The organism is Thioalkalivibrio denitrificans, assembly GCF_002000365.1.
In the GTDB taxonomy this organism is placed as follows: domain Bacteria; phylum Pseudomonadota; class Gammaproteobacteria; order Ectothiorhodospirales; family Ectothiorhodospiraceae; genus Thioalkalivibrio_A; species Thioalkalivibrio_A denitrificans.
The window spans coordinates 22,950-45,650 of record NZ_MVBK01000081.1 but is presented as its reverse complement, the minus strand read 5'-3'; the positions used below and the strand labels follow the sequence as shown (position 1 = coordinate 45,650).

Below are 22,701 nucleotides of genomic sequence, written 5' to 3'. Positions count from 1 at the left end.
GACTCCGGCGGGAACAGTCTCATGCTGAGGTTGACGACCATTTCAACGTATTCCACCTATGTTTCAGCCTGCTGTGCGGCAACCGGTGTCCGACCGGTGAGATATGCGGGCTAGAGGCGCTCGCCCGTCCAGGGACAGTAGTTCCAGGTCACGTGCGCCTCGCGGCCATCGGAACACAACCGCGGCACAAACAGGGCGTTGATGGGCAGCTCCACGCGGGCGGTCATCAGGTCGCCGTTGCGCTTGCGGAGCTGGATACTGAGACGAACGGGTTCATAGGGATCCAGCTGCCGACCGGCGCCGGGTGCGCGGTCGTCGAACACGTAGAAATGCATGTTGGCGCCCATGTTGCCCAAGGCTGCACCAAGCAGCGGTTTCAACACCTCCAACAGTACGGCAAGATCCGCGCCCACGGACTGCATGGGCGAAAGGCGCTGCGAACGGCTATTGGCGTCGTCGAACGTCACCACCATCGTGCTTTGCACTTCGTCCTTGCCGTAAAAGTGAAACGCCCCCAGGGGGGAGATGTCGGCCTGCACCACCGCGAGCAGCGAAACCGGCTCCAGAGCATCGAGGATCGCCTTCTTGTCAGCGGCACTGACGGAAGGATCCCGTGCCAGCACCGACTGCCAGAACTCGTGGGGGATCCACCACGTGAGTGACGCATGCTTGTCGCCGGCACCGGCCGGTGTTGCCTGGGTGTCGCTGGCGAGGGCATCGGCATCCACTTCCTCGATGGGTTTGCGCTCGGCGGCCACGGCACTTCCGGCCACGAACACCAGCATTGCGATGATCGCGATGATTCTCATTCCCTGTGCTCCCTGACGGTGTTGTTATCTCTAACGGAACTATTATTTCCCCATTCGGGACCACAGGAGACGGCTCGGACCGCCGCTTGTCCTACGCACTCGTGCCGCCGGTCCCCCAGACCGCCGGAAGGGCCCCGCGCTGCCAGGTCCGCCGGCCGACGGCACCCCCTGCCACCGTCACTGCATCCGATAACACTGCTTGCTAACCTTCGCCTCGCATTTCCAGCGCGTGCTGCCTCTCCCGGTCTGCTCCTTGCAGTTGGGGTTGTCGTAGTTCCACCTTCCCGGCGCAATGCCCTGTTCGACTTGCGCGAATGTCAGACTCTCGGTTCTGGCGCCCCTTCGCCGACAGATACTATTGATCTCGTTTGCAGCCGAGAGTCGCGCGTAGGCGATCGCGCTGTCACGATCGGGCCACCAGGTGTCGGTGGTGCCGACCACGACCTGCGGCATGGGCTCATACACGCGCTGCCTTTCGCGGGACGCGGCGCCATCGCCGGATGGGCCCGCCGATGAGCCACTGGCGGTTTGACCCGAAGAGGGAGATTGTGCCGCGACACGCTCCGGCGCCCGGACGCGATCCTGTTGCGCGGCCCGCTCATGATTCGCGGCGATCTGCGCACGAAGCTGTTCACGTTGTGCCTGTGCCCGCTGCGCGGCCTCCTGCTCGCGCGCCTGGCGCTCGCGCTCCTGCTGTCGCCTTGCCTCGACGGCGGCATCCTGGTGAGCCTGCAGCGCCGCCATGTGCTGGCGTGAGCGTTCCTGCCTCTGCTGTTCTTGCTGCACCCACGCCTCGCGACGCTGGGCCATGATGGCGTCCGTGCGCGCCTGGTCGCGGCGGCGCTGGACGTCGCGTTCCATCCGCCAGTGGCGCGAGTCCCAGCTGGAATCGATGGTACGCGACGCCCCGTCCAGCGCCGCACGGGCACTGCGCGCGGCATCGCGCGCGGCAACAGCCTCCCTGTGTGCCTGCTCACGGGCCTGGTCCATCACGTAGGCCTGGTCCATGCGCTGGCCCTCGTAGAACTCGCAGGGCACCAGATTCGCTCGGTCCGCGCAGAAACCTTCGCCGTGACGCTGCCCCTGGCGGAATTCCCCCCGGTAGACCAGATCGCCGTCCTCGTAAGTGGAACCCTGGCCGTGCAGTACAAACGCCCGCCACTGCCCGGCCAGCCGGCTGCCGTCGCGCCGGTGCATGACGCCTTCGACGAAACGCCCATCCTCGAACCTGCCTTCGACCAGGGCGGAACCGTCGTCGCGCGCGGCAAGGCCCTCCCCGTGGGCAAGGCCGTTACGACATGCGTCACCGAAATACACCCACTGACGGGTACCGTCGAGCACGCACGACGCGTCGTCCCGTCGTGCGGCGATCGCCTTCGGACCCGGGGCGTCGAACACGAGCACACCTTCCTCCCAGTGGGCCACCGAATCCGTGACGCCGTCGGCCTCCACGCGCCAGGCGCGCCCGTGCAGTACGCCGTTCACAAAGCGCACCTCCTCTCGCGCTCCGTCCGCATGGACCACCTGGTGCTCGCCCACCGGCTGTGTATCGCTGTCGATGACGCGCCCCCATGGGGTCTCCTGCGCCTTGAGTCGGAAACGCCCGCTGTAGGTGGCGTCCTGCGCGGTCAGATTGCCATCTGCAAAGACCGCCTCGGCGCCCTCGGTGAACGTGCCCTCCAGCACCTCGCCGGCCGAGAACTCCACCCGGCCTTCCCGCAGCGCCCCGTCGGCAAAGCGGCCGGACTCCACGGTGCCGTCGGCCCGCACCAGCCTGCCCTCGCCGTGAAATCGACCGCCCGAGAAACCGCCCTCGTAGACCAGCTCATCGCTCACCAGCCGGCCGGGACCGTGGGCTTCGCCATTGAGCCACTGTCCCTGGATGACGGTTCCGTCATGACCGGTCAGGGTGCCCTGGCCGTGCGGCCGGCCTTCGTGGAAGGCCCCCGTATAGCGGGCACCGTCCGGCGCGTGGCGTTCTCCGACGCCACCCACGCAGTCGCCGCTCACGCACCGGGGCTGAGACTGGGATGCGGGGGCGGGATCGCCGGTGGTGACGCAGGCCGCAAGCAGGAAACCGGCCGCGAGAATCAGGCTATGTCGCACCATGGTGTCACTCCCGGTGATAGACGCATTCATGGTTGCCATTGAACCAGCGCCCGGGCAGGCCTTCGCAGTAGCCCTGATGACGGGCGATGATGTGGCTCACGTCGTCCCGATGCCGTTGCTCCGCTTCGTACATTTCGTGCTCCCTTTCGCGCTGCCATTCGCGCTCCATCTGCTCCTGCTCCCGCATGAAGTCCGCCGTGCGCTGCTCCTTCTCCCGCTCCAGGCGGTCGACCACCCTGCGGGTTTCCGCGGTGATGCGCTGGGTCTCCGCCCGGTTGCCCTGCATCGAAGGCGCAATGCCCCGGATCAGGCCCTGAGCCACGTTGTGGTTCTGCCGGTTGCGGATTTCCCGATCAATGGATGCGATGGTGCCCTCGTACATGCGGCGGTGATGCTGGCGCTCGGATTCAATGCGCGCCTCGATCCGTTCCATGCGTTCCCGATACTCGGCATCGGCCCGGGCCAGGTCGGCATTGAGCCGGGCCAGCAGGTAGGCGGTATCGACCCGGGCACCCCGGTGGTGCTCACAGCGCTGGGGCGAACCTTCCACCAGGCACACGCCCTGGCCATGCAGGGCGCCGTAATGGGTTCCGCCGTCATAGATTCGCATCGCGGCCTGGTACACCTGCGCGTCGCCGTGCAGTGCGTCGCCTTCCCACATGCCCACGGCCAGATCAGCCGGGAGTTCGTGTTCGGCCTGCGCGGCCGTCACCCGGATCGGGGCGCGCTGTTCCATGGTCTGCACTTGCGAAGGATCAGGCACACGGCCCAGGGCCATGGTGATCCGCTGGTGCACACCGGGCGGATTCAACCTGACATCCACGCTCTGGGGTTCATGTGGCCCGGGACGCAGGAAATCCACCCGGATCACGTCACCCGCGCGCCGGTCCCTGACCTCCTCAAGAAAGACATCGGAGTCACTGCCATGGGTCACACCGTTCACGGCAACAATGATGTCGCCCACCTGCATGCCCGCCGCCTCGGCTCCACTGTTTTCCATAAATCCCGAGATCTCTAGCCCGTCCACCTTGCGGGCCCGGATCTGGCCGCCGACACGCACGGGAACGGTACCATCCTCTTCGGTACGTGCCTTGAACCAGACGCCAAGCAGGCCGTCGTGCGGGCGCGGCAACACCATGCGCGCGCCCTCCACCAGCCGGCCCGCCTCGAAGCGCCCGTCCAGGAGCACGCGCCGATCCTCGCCCAGGGCTACGCCCTCGCCCTGGGCAAGACCCTCCGCACACCCGCCCTGAATCAGCTGAAAACGGACCTCGTCACCCACGGACTCCACGCGGCAGTCCAACGGCTCCGTTGCCGCGAGCCGGTTGGGGCCCAGGGTGGTGAACACCGGCTGGTTGCCGCGCCACACCTCGTAGTAGTCATCTTCAGCGCCAAGCACACGTACGTAGAGACCTTCGCGCGCACCGTCCTCCAGGTAGCGGCCAACATAGACCACGCCCTCGGTGTCCTGCACCGTGACGTTTCCGCTGGGTTTGCCATCCTCAAACGGCCCGGTGATGGTGGTGCCGTCGACGAGGCGCCGGGTGCCCGTCACGAAGTTCCCCTCGTGGAAACGCCCCTGGTCCACGGTGCCGTCGGCGTTATGGGCCTCCCCCTGACCATGCCGCCGGTTGTCGCGGTACCCGCCCTGATACCAGCCGCCGTCGGCACGATCCAGGCGCCCGCGCCCCCAGCGCACGCCGTTGTGATATGTCCCCTCGTAGCGTCCACCGTCAGGCCAGGTCATCACCCCGTATCCCGCCGGGCGTCCATTGCGCACGTCACCCACGTAAACCGCGCCGTTGTCATATTCCAGACGCTGGGGGTTGCTGGCCTGGGTGGGATAGACCCCGTCTGCGAAGGGTTCGCTCTGCGCGGTGGGCCGGGCGGCCGAACCGGACGGTGCGCCCGGCAACGTCGCCAGACAACCGGCAAGCAGCGCCACCGTGGCCAGTACAATGATCGGACGGATCGCGGACTTCATGTCTTCTCCCCTCTTTCTTTTCTTGCTTTGTCGAAAAACTGAAGGCGGCACACGGGCCGGTTCCCGTTTACCCTAGACGGCCGTCTGAGTGGGTGCATACCCCAGATGGGTTAGAGCCGGGCATTGTGGCGAGGCCTCTGGCTGTGGGGTCCATGTTCAGGAATGCATGTGTCTTTCGCGAAGGCGCTAAGCACACCAAGGAATTCGTGAAAGCCGTTGCCGTAGGTTGGGGTGAGCAACGCGACCCCCAACAGCCGACGTCGTCTCGGCCACCCAAGTTGGGGTTCGCACCGCTCACCCCAACCTACGGTAGCGGCTCTTTCGAATATCTTTTGCATGCTTAGCGCCTTCGCGAGAGATACGCACCTTTCGAATAGAGCCCCTATACAGGCAGCACCCGACGCCAGAGTTTCGCCCCTGGCGCACCAGAGATGGCAGCGTAGTGCCCGCAGCCGGCACGGACCTCCAGACGGGCATCGGCAATCGCCGAGGCCAGCACGCGGGCGTGGCTCACATGCACCAGCGGGTCATCCGCCCCGTGGAACACATGCACCGACTGCGTGAGCACCGCCGGATCAAAGCCCCAGGGTTGAACCGTCAGCCGCACGTCCCGCGCCATCGCGGCCGCGGAGCGTTCGGCACCCTGTTGCACGGCACACGCCATGTTGGCCGCGTAATGCTCACGGATGCCGTCGGTACGGAGCAGGTCGCGGTCAACCGTCGACAGGCCATCCAGCATGGTCCGCACCAGGGTGTCCGTATCCACGGCCAGAGGTGCGAGTGCCTCGGGAAGCGCAGCGGGGGCCTCGAGCGCCATCCGCCACACGCCCTTCGTCAGATCACCGGCAGCGTTCAACAGGTCATTCTTCAGCCCGATGGCCGGCGTTCCGGCCACCACCACATGCTCCACACGACTGCCCAGCGCGGCGGCACAGGCCAGGGCGAAGACGCCGCCACCCGAGAAGCCGAACAGCGAGAAGCGGTCAATATTCAGATGATCGGTGAGCGCAGCCAGATCGTTGGCATGTTGGTGGAAGCCATACGCGGTACAGGGCGAGGAGCCGCCGTACCCGGGCCGATCGAGTGCGATCACCCGGAGGCGCAGATCCGCATCAGCCGGGAGCATCGGTTCACGCCGTGATCCGGGAATGCCGTGCAGATAGACGACTGGGTGGCCGTCGTCCGTGCCATTGACCGTGAAGGTCAGCGTGCGGCCATTCCTGAGCGCAAGGATCCCTTCCCTCACCGGCCGCGTTCGTCCGGCATCAGGCAACCCGCCCCCAGCAGGAGCGTGCGCATGAGTTCAGGCTGGCGGCTGGTACCGGTCTTGCGCATGACCGACTTGAGCTGTACGCGGGCCGTGTGCGGCGAGATGCCGAGGCGCGCGCTTGCCTCACCCAGATCCAGGCCCTGGACGAACCCGGACAGCAAACGCACCTCCGCCGGCGTCAGACCATAGAGCCTGCGCAGCGCCTCTGCGTCGGGGACCAGGGCGCGTTCCGGATCCATCAGGAAGACGAGCAGACCCTCGTCATCATCCAGGCTGCGGGCCTCGCCGGGCGCATGCTCGTCCATCAGCACCAACGAAGCGCCGCAAACCCCGAGCGGCACGATCTCCACCCGACCGCCCGAGTCCAGCGCACCTGCCGCAGCGCGCAGGGCGGCCGCCGTGGAGGTGTCCGTGGTCGTGAGGCGGTTCACCTGCATGTCGAGACTGTACAGGCCTGTGCGAACCGCGTCCTCGGCCGCCGCGTTCATCCATCTGCAGCGCAGATCGCGCCCCAGCAACCACACACCGAACGGCAACCGGTCCAGCGCGGAGCGCGCCTGCCGCAGGGCCGATTCAAACGTGTCCAGCCTGCGCATGATGCGCACGGCCCGGCGCAGGTGCGGCGAGAAGAACTCCAGGCGCCGCCGTTCCCGTTCCTGGAACGGCCCCGCCGAACGCGGGCGATGCACGCCGATCTGCAGGGCCCAGCGCCGGTTGCGCTCCACGTGCCCGCCCATGGCGTAGAAATTGTTGTTGGGCCGGAACACGTGCTGGTAATGCTCCGAGCGCTCATAGCGCCGGTCCTCAATAACCTCGTGGCTGCAATGCAGCCGCCCGGCAGGCTGGGCATTCAGGTAAGCCCTGAACGGGTCACGGGCGATCAGGTGGCGCCTGTAATCGTGGTCGACGGTGTCGTCGAACCCGGTGATGCACGACCAATGCACTACGGGATCGCGGCTGCCGATCACCCGCAGCGTTGCAGTGGCGGTATTGAATGAACCCGCGAGAGACGACAGGAAGCGCGGCCAGCGCTCGGGATCGGCGGCGGCCTCGTAGAGCGGGGCAAGCATGTCCGCCGGCGTTTGTCCGGTCTCAGGCACTGTCGATGGCTCCCCTTTGACGGCAGGTGGCGTACTGCACCGCTCCCTGGATCAGGATTCCTGCCCACGAATGTTTTTTGATTCATTCTAATTCTAAGCCTGAGACCCATTATTCGGGTTTTGGAGAATCCATCAATCTAGAACGGGCCCGCCTGTCCGTTGGTCGGGGCCGTTAATCCGCAATGAGTGAAAGGGTTCTGTCAGCGGGACAGTCCGGAGCGGCGGAAACCCACGGGTACTGCAAAGTCGGGATCCAGGGCCGCGATGCCCATGGGAGTCATGCCGATGACAAATGGCTGGCCGTCCTGGTCACGGTAGAAGAACAGGACGTAACCCGCCGGGTAGAAGACCAGATCGCCCACCTCCGGGGACCCTGTCGGCGGCAGACGCTCGAACAAACGGCGGCTCGTGGCGAGCAGGGATTCGCCCGGCTCGAAACCGCCCTCCAGCAGACCCAGTTCCTCGAGCACGAACGCTGCGAAGCTGGGGGAGTCGAAGCCCACGTCCGGGTTCTGCCCGCCCAGGCGCCAACCCACGTTGCGTTCGCGCAGGTGCATGATCAGCTCCAGACCCCGCGACGCATGGGGATACCGGCTGAACAGGTCTTTCAGATCCACGGGGTCCAGGGGGTGGGTGAAGCGGCTCATGTCCGCCGTCTGCTCCAGGCGCTCCCGGGTCTCCTCCAGCTCGCGCCGGGTTTCCTGCAGTTGCACGTCGAGCCGTTCGATGTCCTCCCGGTAGCGCGCGATCTGGCTCTGGTAATCCCCGATGGAAGCCTCCAGCTGCTCCTTCTCCTCCAGCAGCGGCCGGATTTCCAGGGCCACCACCACCAGTACCGCCAGTGCAATGACGGCCACCACCAGCTGGACGATTACCAGTGCCGGCAGCGCGCGGCCGCGGCTTGCGTGCAGACGCTTCATCATGATTTCGGTTCCCGCTCGAGGGAGGCCTTGATGACGCGGTAAATGATCACGCCCAGGCCCAGGAGGCCGCCACCCACCCCGACACCCTCCACCCGGCCGAGGAGTTCCGCGGAGATGACGCCGTTGATCACACCGAGAACGGTCCCCAGCACGAGGATCACCAGGCAAAGGCAACCCGTGCCGGTCACCACCAGCACCTGGTAATCACGGGGGGTCCAGTCTCTCACTGCCGTCGTCCCCTACGACTCCGTCCTGCGGGGCGCAGATCCTGATTCATGGATATTAGCAAGCAATCGCGAAAACGGGGATGCCACGCTCGCAGTCATAAGGATGCGCTGCAGCAGACGCCCCGTCACAGCGAGCAGATCGGCGGCCGCAGTAGAAGGGTGGTGAGATATGCGGGTTAAGCGGCCTGTTGCTGGTGCGTCATCCGTTGGAGGTATTCCGACCGACGGAGCAATTATTCCAACGAACGGCAATCGGTCCGCGGTCAAGACGGGGACTCCACAAAAAAACCAATCCATCACCCACCTTTCTTGACGTCGATCAATCACCAGCCCTTCGAATCGCCTGATGGTTCTATTAAAGCTCAATGAAACGGCGCCCTTGCCGAATACCGGGGCAGCCATGCGGGAGACCGTCTGCGGCAACGCTGACCGTGACGAATCGGACTCGGGCTCCCGACCGGATTGTGCTGACCGCCAGGTGTGATGACGGAGAACAAGATCAATGCTGCTGCTCAGAAACATCCCGCTCGCCGGCAAATTGCTGCTGATTCTGTTGTTGCCGATCCTGGGGCTGGTTTGGCTCGGCGCCCTTCAGATCGGGCAGAATGCCTCGCAGTTCGCCAACATGGACCGCATTGGCGCCGACATCGACCTGAGTACCCGCATCGGAAACACGGTCCATCGGCTGCAAATCGAACGGGGCGCGAGCAGCGTGTTTTTGAACAGCGAAGGCGCGACCTTCCGCGACCGCCTGCCCGGTATTCGTGCCGATAGCGATGCGGTGATCCAGACGGTCCGGGAGCATCTCGCGAGGCGGGAAGACGTGCGGCAGTCCGCACAGTCCGGCGACGTGATTGACAGGCTGGAGCGGCTCTCCTCGGTGCGTGGCCAGGTCGATGACCAGCACATCGACGGGGCAGCATCAGGGCGCTATTACACAGAGCTCATCCGCGAGCTTCTGGATCTTGTTTACACCTTGGGCGAAGGGCTTGACGACGCGGCGGTGCAACGCGCACTGGACAATTACCTGACGCTCATGGAGATGAAGGAACGCGCCGGACGCGAACGGGCCCTCCTGGGCGGGGTCTTCGCCACCGGCCGGTTCGATCCGGACCGGTTCGCCCGGTTCAACCGAAACCTGGGGGAATACCAGGCGTTCCTGGACCGGCTGAATGCCACACTTGCGGAGGACCTTCAGGCCTTCCTAGACGCCACTGTCGCCGGCCCCGGCGTGGAGGAAGTGGCACGACTGCACCGCGTCGCACTGGAGACACCCCCCGGCGAAACACTGGGCGTCGACAGCACTCACTGGTTCGATCAGGCCACGGCCCGCATCGATCTGATGCACGAAGTGGAGAGCCGATTGGCCGAGGAGGTCCTGACGCTGGCGGCCGCCGGACGCGCTCAGGCACGCATGCAGCTGATCTCTCTCTCCGTGTTGGTCGTGTTCGGTTTGCTGTTCGCGGTGATCCTGGCATTGCTGGTGATTCGCATGGTCAGGCGGGCGGTGAGGGATGTGGAACGCACCATCAATGCGCTTACTGAAGGGGACCTCACGGTGCACACCACCTGGCAGGGGCGGGACGAACTCGGACGGATCGCCGCGGGCATCAATCACATGAGTGAACGACTGCACGACATGGTGACAGCCATCTCCGGCGCGACCACCCAGCTTTCGGCTGCCGCGAGCGAAACCGCCGCAGTCACCGAACAGACCAACACCGGAATCCAGCAGCAGCAGTCCGAGACCGATCAGGTGGCCACCGCCATGAACCAGATGAACGCGACCGTCCACGAGGTCGCGCAGAATGCTGCGCGTGCTGCCGAGGCGGCTCATCAGGCGGATACCGAGGCCGCCAACGGCAAGGAAGTGGTAGGCCGCACCATCGATGCCATCGACGACCTGGCGACCGAGGTGGAACGGGCCGCGGAAGTGGTCCACCAACTGGAACAGCACAGCGACAGCATCAGCACCGTGATCGACGTCATCCGCGAGATCGCCGAACAGACCAATCTGCTGGCGCTCAACGCGGCCATCGAGGCTGCCCGTGCCGGCGAACAGGGTCGTGGGTTTGCCGTGGTGGCGGACGAAGTGCGCACACTGGCATCGCGAACCCAGAAGTCCACCGCGGAAATTCACGATATGATCGAGCGCCTGCAGGGCGGTGCCGAGAAGGCGGTCGGGGTGATGGATGACAGCCGCAACCAGGCCAAGTCCTCAGTCAAACAGGTCACCGAGGCCGGCGCCTCGCTTGAGTCCATCCGTCAGGCCGTGGCCACCATCAACGACATGAATGCCCAGATCGCCTCGGCGGCCGAGGAGCAGAGCGCGGTGGCCGAGGAGATCAACCGCAATGTGGTCAATATCAGTGAGGTGGCCGAACAGACCAGCGCCGGGGCGCGTCAGACCACCACGGCAAGCGAACAGCTCGCCCAGTTGGCGGAATCCCTCCAAGGGATGGTCAATCGCTTCAAGATCCGGCAAGGATCGCCCGCCAGCCCGATACCGGCATTGGACCCTGATTAATCCGCATAGCTCACCGGGATTGCGGGAGTAGGCGACGAATTCGCGCCCGGCGCAAAAGAGGACGTACCTGCCCGGAACCCGAACCGTCAGCACCCGGGCTCAAAGCTCACGCCACGTCGAACCGGATTACCTCTACATCGTCAAGCCGCACATGCCGGCGTGCCTGCCACAGGTCATAGGCGTCCTGCATCGCCAGCCAGCTTTCCGGGGAACGGCCCAGCGCCTTGGACAACCGCAGGGCCATCTCCGGACTTACGCCGCTGTCGCCGTTGAGCACGCGCGTCAGCGTGGACGGCGACACGGCGAGCTTTACGGCCAACTGTCGCGCACTCAGGCCAAAGGGTTCCAGATAGACTTCCCGGATGAACTCACCAGGATGCGGCGGGTTATGCATGGCCATCAGTGGTAATCCTCATATTCAAGAAGGAAGGCGTTTCCTTCCCGAAACTCAAATGTCAGCCGCCAATTCCCGTTAATCCACACGGACCAACGCCCCCTTTGCCGACCCCGCAAGAGGTGCAGACGGAACCCCGGAACGTCCATATCCTCAATGCTTGCAGCCGTATCCAAAGCGGCGAGCAGCAGTCTCAACCGGTTCGCATGCCGCGGCTGAATCCCTGCCGTACTGCCGGTTTCGTAGAACCGCTGCAATCCCTTGTGGCGGAATGATTTGATCACGAGCCTTATATAGCATGTTGCGCATCACGCATCAATAGTTGCAGCCCAAGTGCGATAAGTAAGGTTCGGTAACCACAAGCCGCGCTCTCGCACCCGAGAATCTGCAGTATCCTGTTCATCCCGAAAAATCCTGTTCATCCTGTCCATTCCGCTCTTGACCTCCCCCGACACCCTGGCACCCCTGATCGACGAATGCCTCTCCAGGGACCGCCCCGCCCTGGCGCGCGATCTCGCGCGCCTTGAGAAACGTATCGCTGCCGGCAAGCCGGCCGACCGCATGGCCGCTGAACTCCAGCGGCGCATCGAGGCCTCGCGTGCCGCGCGCGAGGCGCGCCGCGCATCCCTGCCCAAGCCGCGATTTCCCGAGGATCTGCCGGTCTCGGAACACCGCGACGAGATCGCGAAGCTGATCACGGACAATCCCGTCATCGTCATCTGCGGCGAGACGGGCTCGGGCAAGACCACTCAGCTGCCCAAGATCTGCCTGGAACTGGGGCGCGGATTGGACGGCTTTATCGGCCATACCCAGCCCCGGCGCATCGCGGCACGCTCGGTGGCGGCGCGCATCGCGGAGGAACTGGATTCGCGTATCGGCGAGGCGGTGGGTTTCAAGGTGCGCTTCTCGGATCACACAAAACCCGAGAGCTTCGTGAAGCTCATGACCGACGGCATCCTGCTGGCCGAGTTGCGCGCGGACCCCGAGCTTCGTGCCTACGACACGCTCATCATCGACGAGGCCCATGAGCGCAGTCTCAACATCGATTTCCTGCTTGGGTATCTCAAGCAGCTCATGCCCCGGCGCCCGGATCTCAAGCTCATCATCACTTCCGCCACCCTGGACCCGGAACGCATCGCGGGGCATTTCGAGGACGCGCCGGTCTACGAGGTGCCCGGGCGCACCTGGCCGGTGGAGGTGCGCTACCGGCCGGTGCAGGACGACGACTCAGGATCGGATCGCGATCTGAACACGGCCATCGTGGAGGCGGTGGACGAACTGGCCACCGAGGGCACGGGAGACGTGCTGGTGTTCCTGCCGGGGGAGCGGGAGATCCGCGAGGCAGCCGAGGCGTTACGCAAGCACCACCCGAAGCATACGGAAATCCTGCCGCTCTATGCGCGCCTCTCCGCCGGCGAACAGAACAAGGTGTTCGAGCCGCATACGGGTCGGCGTGTGGTGCTCGCCACCAACGTGGCGGAAACCGCCCTCACGGTGCCGGGTATCCGCTACGTGGTTGATTCGGGTCTCGCGCGGGTGAGCCGCTATGCGTGGCGCTCGCGTGTGCAGCGACTCTCCCTCGAACGCGTGTCCCGGGCATCGGCGAACCAGCGTGCCGGGCGTTGCGGGCGGCTGGGGCCGGGGATCTGCATTCGCCTCTATGCAGAGGATGACTTCGCACTGCGTCCGGGGTTCACGGACCCTGAGATCCTGCGCTCAAACCTCGCGTCCGTCATCCTGCAGATGGCGAACCTGAACCTGGGCGACCCGGAGCGCTTTCCCTTCGTGGATGCGCCGGATGCGCGCCTGATCCGTGACGGCTACAAGCTGCTGGAGGAACTGGGCGCGGTGGATGTCCGCCACCGCATCACTGACACCGGCCGCAGGCTCGCGCGCCTGCCGCTGGACCCGCGCCTGGGTGCGATGCTGCTGGCAGCCGGACGAGAGGGGGCGGTGACGGAGGTCACGCGCGTCGTCGCCTTTCTCGCCATCCAGGACCCGCGCGAACGCCCCGCGGAGAAACGTCAGGCGGCAGACGAGGCCCATGCGCAGTACCGCGAGGCGGGCTCCGACTTTCTCGGCTTGCTGCGCCTGTGGGACGACTGGCGTGAACAGCAGAAGCATCTCACGAAGTCCAAGCTTCGGGCCTGGTGCCGGGAGCGGTTTCTGTCCTTTATACGCATGCGCGAATGGCAGGACCTGCACGGGCAGTTGCGCCAGTCGCTGGCCGAGTTGGAGTTGAAACAGAATCAGCAGCCGGCGGAACCGGAAGCGATTCACCGCTCACTGCTCGCCGGGTTGGTGAGCCAGGTGGGCATGAAGACCGAGCGCGGCGACTACCTCGGGGCACGCAACCGGCGATTCCACATCCATCCGGCCTCGGGGCTATTCAAGAAAAGCCCGGCGTGGGTGATGGCAGCGGAGATCATGGAGACCACCAGGGTCTACGCACGGGAGTGCGCCGGGATTCAGCCGCGGTGGCTGGAAACCGTGGCGCCGCATCTGCTCAAGCACCACTACTTCGAGCCGCACTTCGAGGAACGGCGCGGGACGGTGGCGGCCTTCGATCGCGTGACCCTCTACGGACTCACGGTGAACCCGAAGAAGCGCGTGAACTACGGGCGCATCGATCCGGCGGACGCCCGGCGGGTGTTCATGCGCGAGGGGCTGGTGGCGGGGCGGCTGCGAAGCAAGGCGCCGGCGCTGAAACACAACCAGGCACTGATCCGCGAGATCGAGGACATGGAGGCCCGCGGCCGGCGCCGCGACCTGCTGGCGGACGAGCAAGTGCTGTACGACTTCTACGACAGCCGCATCCCGCATGACGTGCACGACGGCGCGACCTTCGAGCGCTGGCGCAAGGAAGCGGAGCGGGAGAACCCTGAAGTCCTCAGGCTCACCCGGGAGATCCTGTTGCAGCAGGAGACCGCGGAACTGGGCGCGGACCGCTTCCCGGATTCACTGGAGACCGGTGGTGTGCGGTTGCCGCTCACTTACCGCTTCGAGCCGGGCGCGGAGGATGACGGGGTGACACTGACGGTGCCCCTCGCCGCCCTCAACGGGCTCGACCCGCACCCGGGCGAGTGGCTGGTGCCCGGTTTTCTGGAGCAGAAGATCGCCGCGTTGATCAAGAGCCTTCCGAAAGGTGTGCGCCGCCAGTTCGTGCCGGTGCCGGAGTTCGCGCGTGCCTGTGTGCAGCGGCTGGGTTCGAGGGAAGGCCCGCTCATACCCGCCATCACCCGCGTGCTGCGCGAGATCACCGGAACGGAAGTGCCGTCCGACGCCTGGCGTCCGGAGGCGCTGGAACCGCACCTGGTGCTGCGTTACCGGGTGGTGGATGCGCAAGGCGAGGAACTGGCCACCGGTCGCGATCTGGAAGCCATCAAGGCACGGCTGTCGGGGCGCGCCCGTGAGACCTTCGACGCGCAGCGCCCCGAAGGCTTCGAGCGCACGGGGCTGACCGACTGGGATTTCGGCGAGCTGCCCGGGTTTGTGGAGTTCGAGCAGCACGGCGCGACATTGCGCGGCTATCCGGCGCTTCGGGATGACACGGACGCCGTGGCGCTGGTGCTGGCGGACAGCCCCGCCAAGGCACGGCGCATTCACCGCGCCGGGCTGCGCAGGCTGTTCATGCTCCAGGCCCGCGAGCCCGTGAAGTATCTCTACCGAAACCTGCCGGACATCCAGCGCCTGTGCCTGCAGTACAACCCGGTGGACCGCTGCGAGGCGCTCAAGGACGACCTGCTATTTGCCGGCGTGGAGCGGGTGTTCATGAACGAACCCTGGCCGCGGGACGCGGACGCCTTCCGGGCGCGGCTTGAGGCGGGGCGCGGCGAACTGGTGGGCGAGACGCAGGCGCTGTGCGAACTGGCCGGACGGATACTGACCGCGTATCACGAGATCCGCTCGCGACTCAAAGGCAGCCTGCCCCTGTCCTGGATCGAGGCCGCCGCCGACGTCCGCGATCAGCTCGATCATCTCATTCATCCCCATTTCCTCCTGGAAACCCCGCGGGAGTGGCTGGCGCACTTCCCGCGTTATCTCGCCGCCATCCAACGGCGGCTGGACCGGCTCGACCAGGCCCCCGACAAGGACCGGCGCATGCGCGTGGATGTTGAGCCGCTATGGGAGGACTGCAAGGCGCGAATCGAGGCGGCGGGTGATGCGTTGTCCGAGGAACTGATCCGATATCGCTGGCTGATCGAAGAGCTTCGTGTGGGCCTGTTCGCGCAGGAGTTGGGCACCGTTGAAAAGGCGTCGGTGAAGCGGGTGGAGGAGGCGAGGAAGAACCTGTAGGTTGGGGTGAGGAACGAACCCCAACTTGCGGAGGGCGCGGGATAGCTCCGCCGTGTTGGGGTTCGCTGTGCTCACCCCAACCTACAGTCCGGGTACTGGCACGGAGGATTTGCGCCTGCAATCATTGGTCGCAACGCCGCTGCATGGTCACCCCGCCATGACCCTTCTCCACGAAACCCTCTCCATCGCACTCGCGGCCGCCCCCTGGCTGCTGCTGGGCCTGCTGGCGGCAGGGCTGGTGAAGGCCTTCATCCCTGAGACCATGCTGCAGCGCTGGCTGGGCGGGCGGGGCATCGGGGCCGTCTCGCGCGCGGCGGTGATCGGCGCGCCGCTGCCGCTGTGTTCCTGCGGAGCGATCCCGACGGCGATCGCGCTGCACCGCGGCGGCGCGGGGCGCGGGCCGACCACGGCGTTTCTCATCGGGACGCCAGGCATCGGTGTCGACTCGGTGGCCATCAGCTACGCCCTGCTCGGCCCCTTCATGATGGCGGCGCGCGTGCTCGGGGCCGTCACCACGGCCATCGCCACCGGGCTGCTGGTGGGCAACGCGCGCGACACTGAAACCCGGTGCCCCGGTGCGACGCAGGATGATTGCTGTTCGGGCGGTTGCGATGCCGCGGCGCCCGGGCACAACGAACCACCCATGCGCACACGGCTCGCCGGCGGCCTGCGCTACGCGTTCTCGGATGTGCTCGACGACATCAGTGTCTGGCTGCTGGCCGGGCTGGTGGTCGCCGGGCTCCTGATCACCTTCGTACCACCCCAGGCGCTGGCCGCCTACGGCAGCGGGCTGCCCGCCATGCTCCTCATGGCGCTCGTGGGCGTGCCCATGTACCTCTGCGCCACCGCCGCAACGCCGGTCGCCGTGGGCCTGATCCTGGCTGGTGTCTCCCCCGGCACGGCGCTGGTGTTCCTGCTCGCGGGCCCCATCACCAGCATGGCGACCCTCGGTGTGCTGCGCCGGGAGATGGGCAACGGCGTGCTGGTCCGCTATCTCGGCGGCATCGTGGTCTGCACCGTCACTGCGGGGATGCTTGTGGACTTCGCCATTGCCCGCACAGGGCTGGATGTTGCTGCCCAGCTGGGTGCCGCACGGGAACTGCTGCCGCCCTGGCTCGAGGCGGGGGCCCTGGTTGTGCTCGTGATGCTGGCCATTCGGCCCGTCCGCCGACGTTTCATCATTGCAGGCGCCGCGATCACAGAGAGCCGCTGAGCCGCGCCCGCCAAGTCATATAGAATGACTGGAAACCGTTCCAGGTCGAGGTGATGCCATGCAACAGAAATCCGCCAACGACATTCGCCGCCATGTCAGCGACAGCTACGCCAAGGTGGCCGAATCAAGCAGCCGGGGCGACAGTTGCGGCACGGCAACCAGCTGCTGCGGCGTGTCCGATGATGCCGCCATCAATACGCTGATCTCCACACGACTCGGCTATACGGAAGAGGACCTGGCCGTTGCGCCCGAAGGCGCCGACATGGGACTGGGTTGCGGAAATCCGCGTGCCATCGCGAGCCTCAAGCCGGGAGAGGTGGTAGTGGACCTGGGCAGCGGCGGCGGCTTTGACTGCTTTCTCGCCGCGCGGGAAGTAGGCGAATCGGGCCGCGTGATCGGTGTGGACATGACCCCTGCCATGGTCAACAAGGCCCGGGCCAATGCGGAACAGGGCGGTTTCGACAACGTGGAGTTCCGCCTGGGCGAGATCGAGCACCTGCCGGTTCCCGACAACACGGCCGACGTGATCATCTCCAACTGCGTGATCAACCTCTCCCCGGACAAGCCGCAGGTCTTCCGCGAGGCCTTCCGTATCCTCAAGCCGGGCGGGCGCCTGGCCATCTCCGACGTGGTGGCGGGTACCGAACTCCCCGAGGAGATCGCCAATGACATGGCCCTGCACGCGTGCTGCGTGGCCGGCGCATCGCTGGTCGACGAGCTGGAGACCATACTCCGGGATGCCGGCTTCTCCGACGTGCGCATCACACCGAAGGACGAGTCCCGGGATTTCATCCGAGATTGGGCCCCCGGACGCGGCGTCGAGGACTACGTGCTATCCGCACACATCGAGGCGGTCAAACGCGTAGGCGTGTGACGGCTCAAGGGCGGATTAACCACGAAGCACACGAAGGGCACGAAGATTTCCTGAAAAAGGATCTGTTCTCTCGCAAAGCACGCCAAGAGAGCGGATTCATAGGGCGGGCCGGGCCCGCCGCCGATGCCAATAGCGACCACATCGGCAGGTAAAGCCCGCCGCATTCATTCAATCCTTCAGGTTTCCTTTGCGCACTTGGCGCTCTTTGCGAGAGAAAACGGTTTTGGTTTCCTTCGTGCCCTTCGTGTGCTTCGTGGTTAAATCAAATGCGCGGCCGACAGGATCACGGGCGCTGGCTCGCCTCGCGGGAACGCTGGCGTTCCACCACCGCGGATAGGTGACCCAGCATTTCGGTGAGCAGGGCCATGACGTCGTCCACGGCGAGGATGCCGGCAAGCGCCCCGTCGGCGTCCACCACCGGCAGGCGGCGGACGGCCTTGGCGCGCATCATTTCCAGGGCGTCGAACAGGCTGTCATCGACACGTACGCTGGAGAGCGCGCTGGTGACAATGTCCTTGACGGCCAGCGCCTCCGGGTCCAGGCCCGGCACCATGACTTCCAGAACCAGATCGCGGTCGGTGATGATGCCTACCGGGATACGCCGGCCCTCGCGCTCCTCCACCAGCACCACGTCACCCACGTGATGGCGGCGCATGAGTTCGGCGGCGGCCTTCACGGACTCGTCACCGCCGATGATGATCACCTCCCGGTTGCAGAACTCACCCACTTGCATGGCAGGAGCCTCCTGTTGATTCGTTGTGCCCTACGTATGACATACGACCATCAGCCGACGATGTGGTGCTTGCCTTCCACGTGCACGGTGCTCGCGGCCGGTCCGTCCTCGCTCTCCACCTCGGTAAACCAGACCGAGTCGCCCACCTCCAGCCTGGCGAAGTCGTAGTCCACCACGCTCTTGCCGGAGAAGCGGATCTCACGCCCGTCCGGGGTCTCGATCACGCCATAATCCGCCGCAGGCGCAATCTCCCGGATACGGCCGTGCGGCGGCGTCTCGTGGTGCTTGACCTTGCCCCGCTGCTTGCGCACCGCATCCTGGAGCTGGCGACGCATGGCGTCGAAGGCGTCGCGGATGGCCACGTAGACGTCCTCGTGGGCGTGATGCCCGGAGGGCTCGCGGCTGACCACCAGTTCGTGGTCGGGGATGGTGAGGTCGATGCGCACGTGGTAGAGGTTGCCCTTGTGATGATGGCGGTGGCTGCTCTCGATGGCCACGCGACAGGCCATGATGTGGTCATGGAACTGTCCCAGTTTGTCGATCTGGGTACGCACCCTCTCCTCCACGGCGGGGGACGGGTCCATGTTGCGAAACGTCAGTTCCACCAACGGCACACGGTCGGTATTCACGGTATCGACTCCTGTCCACCGGCGGGGGCGGACCCATGAGGGGAGGCAAGGCAGCACGAAGCCTTGTTCAAATAATAGGCTGCTTCCACCGAATCGGCATTGACACCCGTCACCCCACGCGGAATGCCCGTCGCAGATGGCCCGCAACGTGGCGAACTCTGGCATTCGGTGCCGCGATCCCCTATGGTTTCAGTCAGGGAAAAAACATGGCCCGGCCCGGAGCAGCCCAGTTCCCACAGGCTCTCGGCGGTCATGACAGATAAAGGGTTAGACAAGGGGGAGTTGATGACGGGTTGCCCGGCCACGGCACGGTCGCGACGATCGCCGATGTGTCCCTTTCCGGGGCATCGCCCCGCCTGTCCGACGGCCCAGCGGGGTCGCCCGTGAGCGATTGGTTCAGCCAGAACCCGGGCCTGATCTACCAGATCTACGGTCTCTCCTTTTTCGTCCTGGGCGTGGTGGCGTATGTGCTGCCGCGCCGCGATACCACGCTTCGCTTCGCCCGCCACGTGTGGTTGCTGGCGGCCTTCGGCGTCCTGCACGGGACCCTGGAGTTCGTGGAGTGGTACCGGCTTCAGAGCAGTGACCCCCGGCTGGCCGTCCTGGCCACGCTTCTCCTGACCCTCTCCTTTGTGCCGCTCATGGAATTCGGACGTCGGACCCTGGCGGAGGGGCAAGGCATTCGCATCAGCCCCGTCTGGCTCTATGGTCTCGTGGCTGCGGCCGTCGTCGCGCTGATGCTGCCCGCTGCGAATCCCATGGAAGGGCTGGCTGCGGGCGCCCGATACTTCATCGGCCTTCCCGGCGCACTGCTGGCCGGATTCGGCCTGCTCGCGCTTCGCAACAGTGGAGGCGGGCGCATCGACGTCATCGCGGACGAGCGCCACCTGCCGCCCTGGATCACCGTGGTGGGCGCAGCCCTCCTGGTCTATGCACTGCTCACACCCTGGCTCACCACTGCGGCCGCCGGGCTGCCGGCCTGGCTGCCCACGAGCGGTGACTTCCTCTCCGCCACGGGCATCCCGATCCAGCTGCTGCGCGCCCTGTGCGCGGTGGCCGCCACCATCGGTCTCGTGAACCTGGTGCGCCACGCGAGCGCCTACAGCAGCGACGATCTGATCAGCGTCCTGGACACCATCGACGGTGTCGTCTACCGACACAAGAACGCACCGGACTGGCCGCTGGTCTACCTGGCGGGCAACATGGAGGAACTCTCCGGCTACCAGCTCCATGAATTCCTCGACCCCAACACCATCACTATCGGCTCGTTGATTCACCCGGAAGACCGCGGTCTGCTCTGGAACGAGACTCAGAAGGCCCTGAAGGAGAATCGTCGCTTTGAGTTGATTTATCGGATCGTGACCCGAACGGGGGAAACACGCTGGATCCAGGAGCGGGGCCAGGGCATCTACGGCAACGACGGCGAACTGCTCTATCTGCAGGGCCACGTGATGGACGCCAGCGGACTCATGGCTGCCAACGAGGAGCTGCGCCGCGAGCGCGCGGCACTGGAGGATTTCCGCAGCACCCTGGACCGATTGCTCGATGGCGTGTTCATGTTCGACCCCGACACGCTGCAGTTCACGTACGTGAACCAGGGGGCCGTGGACCAGGTGGGTTACAGCCGAGACGAGCTCCTGACCCTGCACCCTTACGACATCAAGCCGGAGTTCCCGGAACCGCGTTTCCGGCAACTGGTTGAACCATTGCGCAACGGAAGCCGGCCCAGCCTGCGCCTTGAGACCACCCACCGGACCCGTGACGGAAACCTGGTTCCCGTGGAGATCTTCCTGCAGTACGTCAAACCCGATGGAGGCGAAGCCCGCTACCTGGCCATCAGCCACGACATCACCCAACGCCTCCGGGATCGCGACGCCCTGATGAAGGCCCTCTCGGAACTGCGCGAGTCCGAGCGCAAGCAGGCGGAACTGCTGTCGGTCGCACAGCGCGAGCAAAGCCGCATGGCCGCGCTGCTGTCCGGGATGAGCATCGGCATCCTTTTCGAGGACCGCCACGAGCGGGTGGAGTACGTCAACCCGGCCTTCCGTCGCATGTGGGCGATACCGGAGGGTATCGAGCTGGTGGGCCGCCCCAGCCGCGAGGTGCTGGAGCATTCCACTCACCGCTTCGCAAGACCCGACCACGCCTCAAAACACATCCTGCACGTGCTGGACACGCACGAAATCAGCGAGCGCTTCGAGGTGGATCTCTATGACGGACGCATCCTCACGCAGCTCTCCTACCCGGTCCCGGACCCCGATGGACGCATCATCGGCAGACTGTGGATCTACGAGGACGTCACCCACGAGCGCCAGACCGCGCAACAGCTCATCTATCTGGCCGAACACGACGCCCTGACCGGGCTGCACAACCGTCACCGATTCCAGCAGCACCTGGAACAGATGATCAATCGCGCCCGGCGCACCGACGGGCGCTTTGCCCTGCTCTATTTCGACCTGGACGAGTTCAAGTACATCAACGACACCTTCGGGCACCGGGCCGGCGACACGGTGCTGGTGCGCGCCGCCGGCGAGGTGGCAAGCCTTGTCCGCAGCGACGAGATGTTCGCCCGCCTGGGCGGGGACGAGTTCGCCGTACTGGTGGAATTGCGCAAGGGTGATGAACCGGTGGGCCTGGCGGAGCGCATCATTCACGCCATCTCCGCCATTCCGTTCCGCTTCCGGGGCAGCAACCTGCGCCTGACCGCGAGCATCGGCATCGCCTGCTTCCCGGAACACGGGGACAACGCTGAGGACCTGGTGGCTCATGCCGATACGGCCATGTACCAGGCCAAGGACAACGGCAAGAACACCTGGGCCCATTACGACGCCAACCGCAACACCGCCGCCGCCATGGTGGCGCGCATGACCTGGAGCAGCCGTATCGCCCAGGCGCTGGAGCGGGGCCTGCTGGAGCTGCATTTCCAGGGGATCTATCACACGCGGGACGGCAGCCTGAGCCACCTGGAATCGCTGGTGCGCATGCGCGACCCCATGGATGAGGGACGCCTGGTGATGCCCAACCAGTTCATTCCCGTGGCGGAAAAGACCGGCCAGATTCTGGAGATCGACCGCTGGGTGATACAGCGCAGCATCGAGAGGCTGGCGGCGCACCCGAAGCTGAGCGCGCTGTCCGTGAATATCTCGGCGCGCAGCCTCGACGATGCGACCCTGCCGCAGTTCATTGACGACGAGCTAAGGCGCCAGAAGGTGGAACCCAAACGGTTCATCATCGAATTGACGGAAACGGCGGCCGTGGTGGAGATGCAGGACGCGCAACGGTTCATCGAGGCCCTGCAACACACCGGATGCCTCATCTGCCTGGACGATTTCGGTTCGGGGTTCTCCACCTTCGCCTACCTGAAGTACCTGAACATCCAGATCCTCAAGATCGATGGGATGTTCATCCGCGATCTGCCCAACAACCGCGATAATCAGGCCTTCGTGAAGGCCATGATCGACGTGGCCCGCGGCCTCGACAAGGTTACGGTGGCAGAGTTTGTGGAGGATGGCGACACGCTGAAGATGCTGCGGGAATTCGGCGTCGACATGGCCCAGGGTTATCACCTGGATCGTCCCAGCGCCGAACATCCCAGCCTGGGCACACTCTGAGC

At 65.4% G+C, this 22,701-nt stretch carries 16 protein-coding genes; 5 read left to right on the top strand and 11 right to left on the bottom strand.

Going from position 1 to position 22,701, the window contains the following annotated elements; all coding sequences use genetic code 11:
• Positions 1 to 110: 110 nt before the first annotated feature.
• The 7 genes from B1C78_RS13040 to B1C78_RS13005 all read right to left on the bottom strand — a co-directional run bounded on the left by B1C78_RS13040 (position 111) and on the right by B1C78_RS13005 (position 8,422).
• Positions 111 to 809 (bottom strand): hypothetical protein, encoded by a 699-nt coding sequence (locus B1C78_RS13040; protein WP_077279605.1) that lies wholly within the window; start codon positions 807 to 809, stop codon positions 111 to 113.
• 177 nt (positions 810 to 986) lie between these two features.
• On the bottom strand, positions 987 to 2,918 hold the full coding sequence (locus B1C78_RS17455) for an MORN repeat-containing protein (RefSeq protein ID WP_175628309.1): 1,932 nt from the start codon (positions 2,916 to 2,918) through the stop codon (positions 987 to 989).
• Between the two features lie 4 nt (positions 2,919 to 2,922).
• Positions 2,923 to 4,902: a PDZ domain-containing protein gene (locus B1C78_RS17965; protein ID WP_077279603.1), complete on the bottom strand. Its 1,980-nt coding sequence runs from the start codon at positions 4,900 to 4,902 to the stop codon at positions 2,923 to 2,925.
• Between the two features lie 382 nt (positions 4,903 to 5,284).
• Positions 5,285 to 6,148, bottom strand: coding sequence for an alpha/beta fold hydrolase (locus tag B1C78_RS13020; RefSeq protein ID WP_077279602.1), 864 nt, complete (start codon positions 6,146 to 6,148; stop codon positions 5,285 to 5,287).
• Positions 6,145 to 7,272: a helix-turn-helix transcriptional regulator gene (locus B1C78_RS13015; RefSeq protein ID WP_139349932.1), complete on the bottom strand. Its 1,128-nt coding sequence runs from the start codon at positions 7,270 to 7,272 to the stop codon at positions 6,145 to 6,147. Before B1C78_RS13015 ends, B1C78_RS13020 begins: the two co-directional genes overlap by 4 nt.
• A 200-nt stretch (positions 7,273 to 7,472) precedes the next feature.
• Positions 7,473 to 8,195: a hypothetical protein gene (locus B1C78_RS13010; RefSeq protein ID WP_077279600.1), complete on the bottom strand. Its 723-nt coding sequence runs from the start codon at positions 8,193 to 8,195 to the stop codon at positions 7,473 to 7,475.
• Positions 8,192 to 8,422 (bottom strand): hypothetical protein, encoded by a 231-nt coding sequence (locus B1C78_RS13005; RefSeq protein WP_139349931.1) that lies wholly within the window; start codon positions 8,420 to 8,422, stop codon positions 8,192 to 8,194. Before B1C78_RS13005 ends, B1C78_RS13010 begins: the two co-directional genes overlap by 4 nt.
• Positions 8,423 to 8,924: 502 nt before the next feature.
• Here B1C78_RS13005 and B1C78_RS13000 point away from each other — a divergent pair.
• The gene (locus tag B1C78_RS13000) at positions 8,925 to 10,949 is read left to right on the top strand and encodes a methyl-accepting chemotaxis protein (protein ID WP_077279598.1); all 2,025 of its coding nucleotides are present in this window, start codon (positions 8,925 to 8,927) and stop codon (positions 10,947 to 10,949) included.
• A gap of 106 nt (positions 10,950 to 11,055) precedes the next feature.
• Here the strand turns inward: B1C78_RS13000 and B1C78_RS12995 are convergent, their stop codons facing one another.
• Together B1C78_RS12995 and B1C78_RS12990 are read right to left on the bottom strand one after the other, a co-directional pair.
• The gene (locus tag B1C78_RS12995) at positions 11,056 to 11,349 is read right to left on the bottom strand and encodes a HigA family addiction module antitoxin (protein ID WP_077279597.1); all 294 of its coding nucleotides are present in this window, start codon (positions 11,347 to 11,349) and stop codon (positions 11,056 to 11,058) included.
• A complete protein-coding gene (locus tag B1C78_RS12990) occupies positions 11,349 to 11,627 on the bottom strand; it encodes a type II toxin-antitoxin system RelE/ParE family toxin (RefSeq protein ID WP_077279596.1) in 279 nt (92 codons plus the stop codon). The genes B1C78_RS12995 and B1C78_RS12990 overlap by 1 nt, the downstream gene beginning before the upstream one ends.
• 154 nt (positions 11,628 to 11,781) lie before the next feature.
• Here B1C78_RS12990 and hrpA point away from each other — a divergent pair, with 154 nt between their 5' ends.
• The 3 genes from hrpA to B1C78_RS12975 all read left to right on the top strand — a co-directional run bounded on the left by hrpA (position 11,782) and on the right by B1C78_RS12975 (position 17,726).
• On the top strand, positions 11,782 to 15,639 hold the full coding sequence (gene hrpA / locus B1C78_RS12985) for an ATP-dependent RNA helicase HrpA (protein WP_077279595.1): 3,858 nt from the start codon (positions 11,782 to 11,784) through the stop codon (positions 15,637 to 15,639).
• Positions 15,640 to 15,796: 157 nt separating this feature from the next.
• A complete protein-coding gene (locus B1C78_RS12980) occupies positions 15,797 to 16,852 on the top strand; it encodes an SO_0444 family Cu/Zn efflux transporter (protein ID WP_077279594.1) in 1,056 nt (351 codons plus the stop codon).
• A gap of 58 nt (positions 16,853 to 16,910) precedes the next feature.
• The gene (locus B1C78_RS12975; RefSeq protein ID WP_077279593.1) at positions 16,911 to 17,726 is read left to right on the top strand and encodes an arsenite methyltransferase; all 816 of its coding nucleotides are present in this window, start codon (positions 16,911 to 16,913) and stop codon (positions 17,724 to 17,726) included.
• Positions 17,727 to 18,009: 283 nt separating this feature from the next.
• Here the strand turns inward: B1C78_RS12975 and B1C78_RS12970 are convergent, their stop codons facing one another.
• Together B1C78_RS12970 and B1C78_RS12965 are read right to left on the bottom strand one after the other, a co-directional pair.
• Positions 18,010 to 18,459 carry a CBS domain-containing protein gene (locus B1C78_RS12970; RefSeq protein WP_077279592.1) on the bottom strand — a complete coding sequence of 150 codons (450 nt, stop codon included), beginning with the start codon at positions 18,457 to 18,459 and terminating at the stop codon, positions 18,010 to 18,012.
• Positions 18,460 to 18,509: 50 nt separating this feature from the next.
• On the bottom strand, positions 18,510 to 19,088 hold the full coding sequence (locus tag B1C78_RS12965; protein ID WP_139349929.1) for an HPF/RaiA family ribosome-associated protein: 579 nt from the start codon (positions 19,086 to 19,088) through the stop codon (positions 18,510 to 18,512).
• Positions 19,089 to 19,471: 383 nt separating this feature from the next.
• On the opposite strand from B1C78_RS12965, the gene B1C78_RS12960 reads away from it, so the two are divergent.
• Entirely contained in the window at positions 19,472 to 22,699 is a 3,228-nt protein-coding gene (locus B1C78_RS12960; protein WP_077279611.1) for a sensor domain-containing protein, read from the top strand.
• Positions 22,700 to 22,701: the final 2 nt, after the last annotated feature.

What these genes read in the sequence shown, in the direction of transcription:
- B1C78_RS13040 (WP_077279605.1), bottom strand. Translation starts at nt 809, where the DNA reads ATGAGAATCATCGCGATCATCGCAATGCTGGTGTTCGTGGCCGGAAGT.
- B1C78_RS17455 (WP_175628309.1), bottom strand. Translation starts at nt 2,918, where the DNA reads ATGGTGCGACATAGCCTGATTCTCGCGGCCGGTTTCCTGCTTGCGGCC.
- B1C78_RS17965 (WP_077279603.1), bottom strand. Translation starts at nt 4,902, where the DNA reads ATGAAGTCCGCGATCCGTCCGATCATTGTACTGGCCACGGTGGCGCTG.
- B1C78_RS13010 (WP_077279600.1), bottom strand. Translation starts at nt 8,195, where the DNA reads ATGATGAAGCGTCTGCACGCAAGCCGCGGCCGCGCGCTGCCGGCACTG.
- B1C78_RS13000 (WP_077279598.1), top strand. Translation starts at nt 8,925, where the DNA reads ATGCTGCTGCTCAGAAACATCCCGCTCGCCGGCAAATTGCTGCTGATT.
- B1C78_RS12995 (WP_077279597.1), bottom strand. Translation starts at nt 11,349, where the DNA reads ATGGCCATGCATAACCCGCCGCATCCTGGTGAGTTCATCCGGGAAGTC.
- B1C78_RS12980 (WP_077279594.1), top strand. Translation starts at nt 15,797, where the DNA reads ATGACCCTTCTCCACGAAACCCTCTCCATCGCACTCGCGGCCGCCCCC.
- B1C78_RS12975 (WP_077279593.1), top strand. Translation starts at nt 16,911, where the DNA reads ATGCAACAGAAATCCGCCAACGACATTCGCCGCCATGTCAGCGACAGC.
- B1C78_RS12970 (WP_077279592.1), bottom strand. Translation starts at nt 18,459, where the DNA reads ATGCAAGTGGGTGAGTTCTGCAACCGGGAGGTGATCATCATCGGCGGT.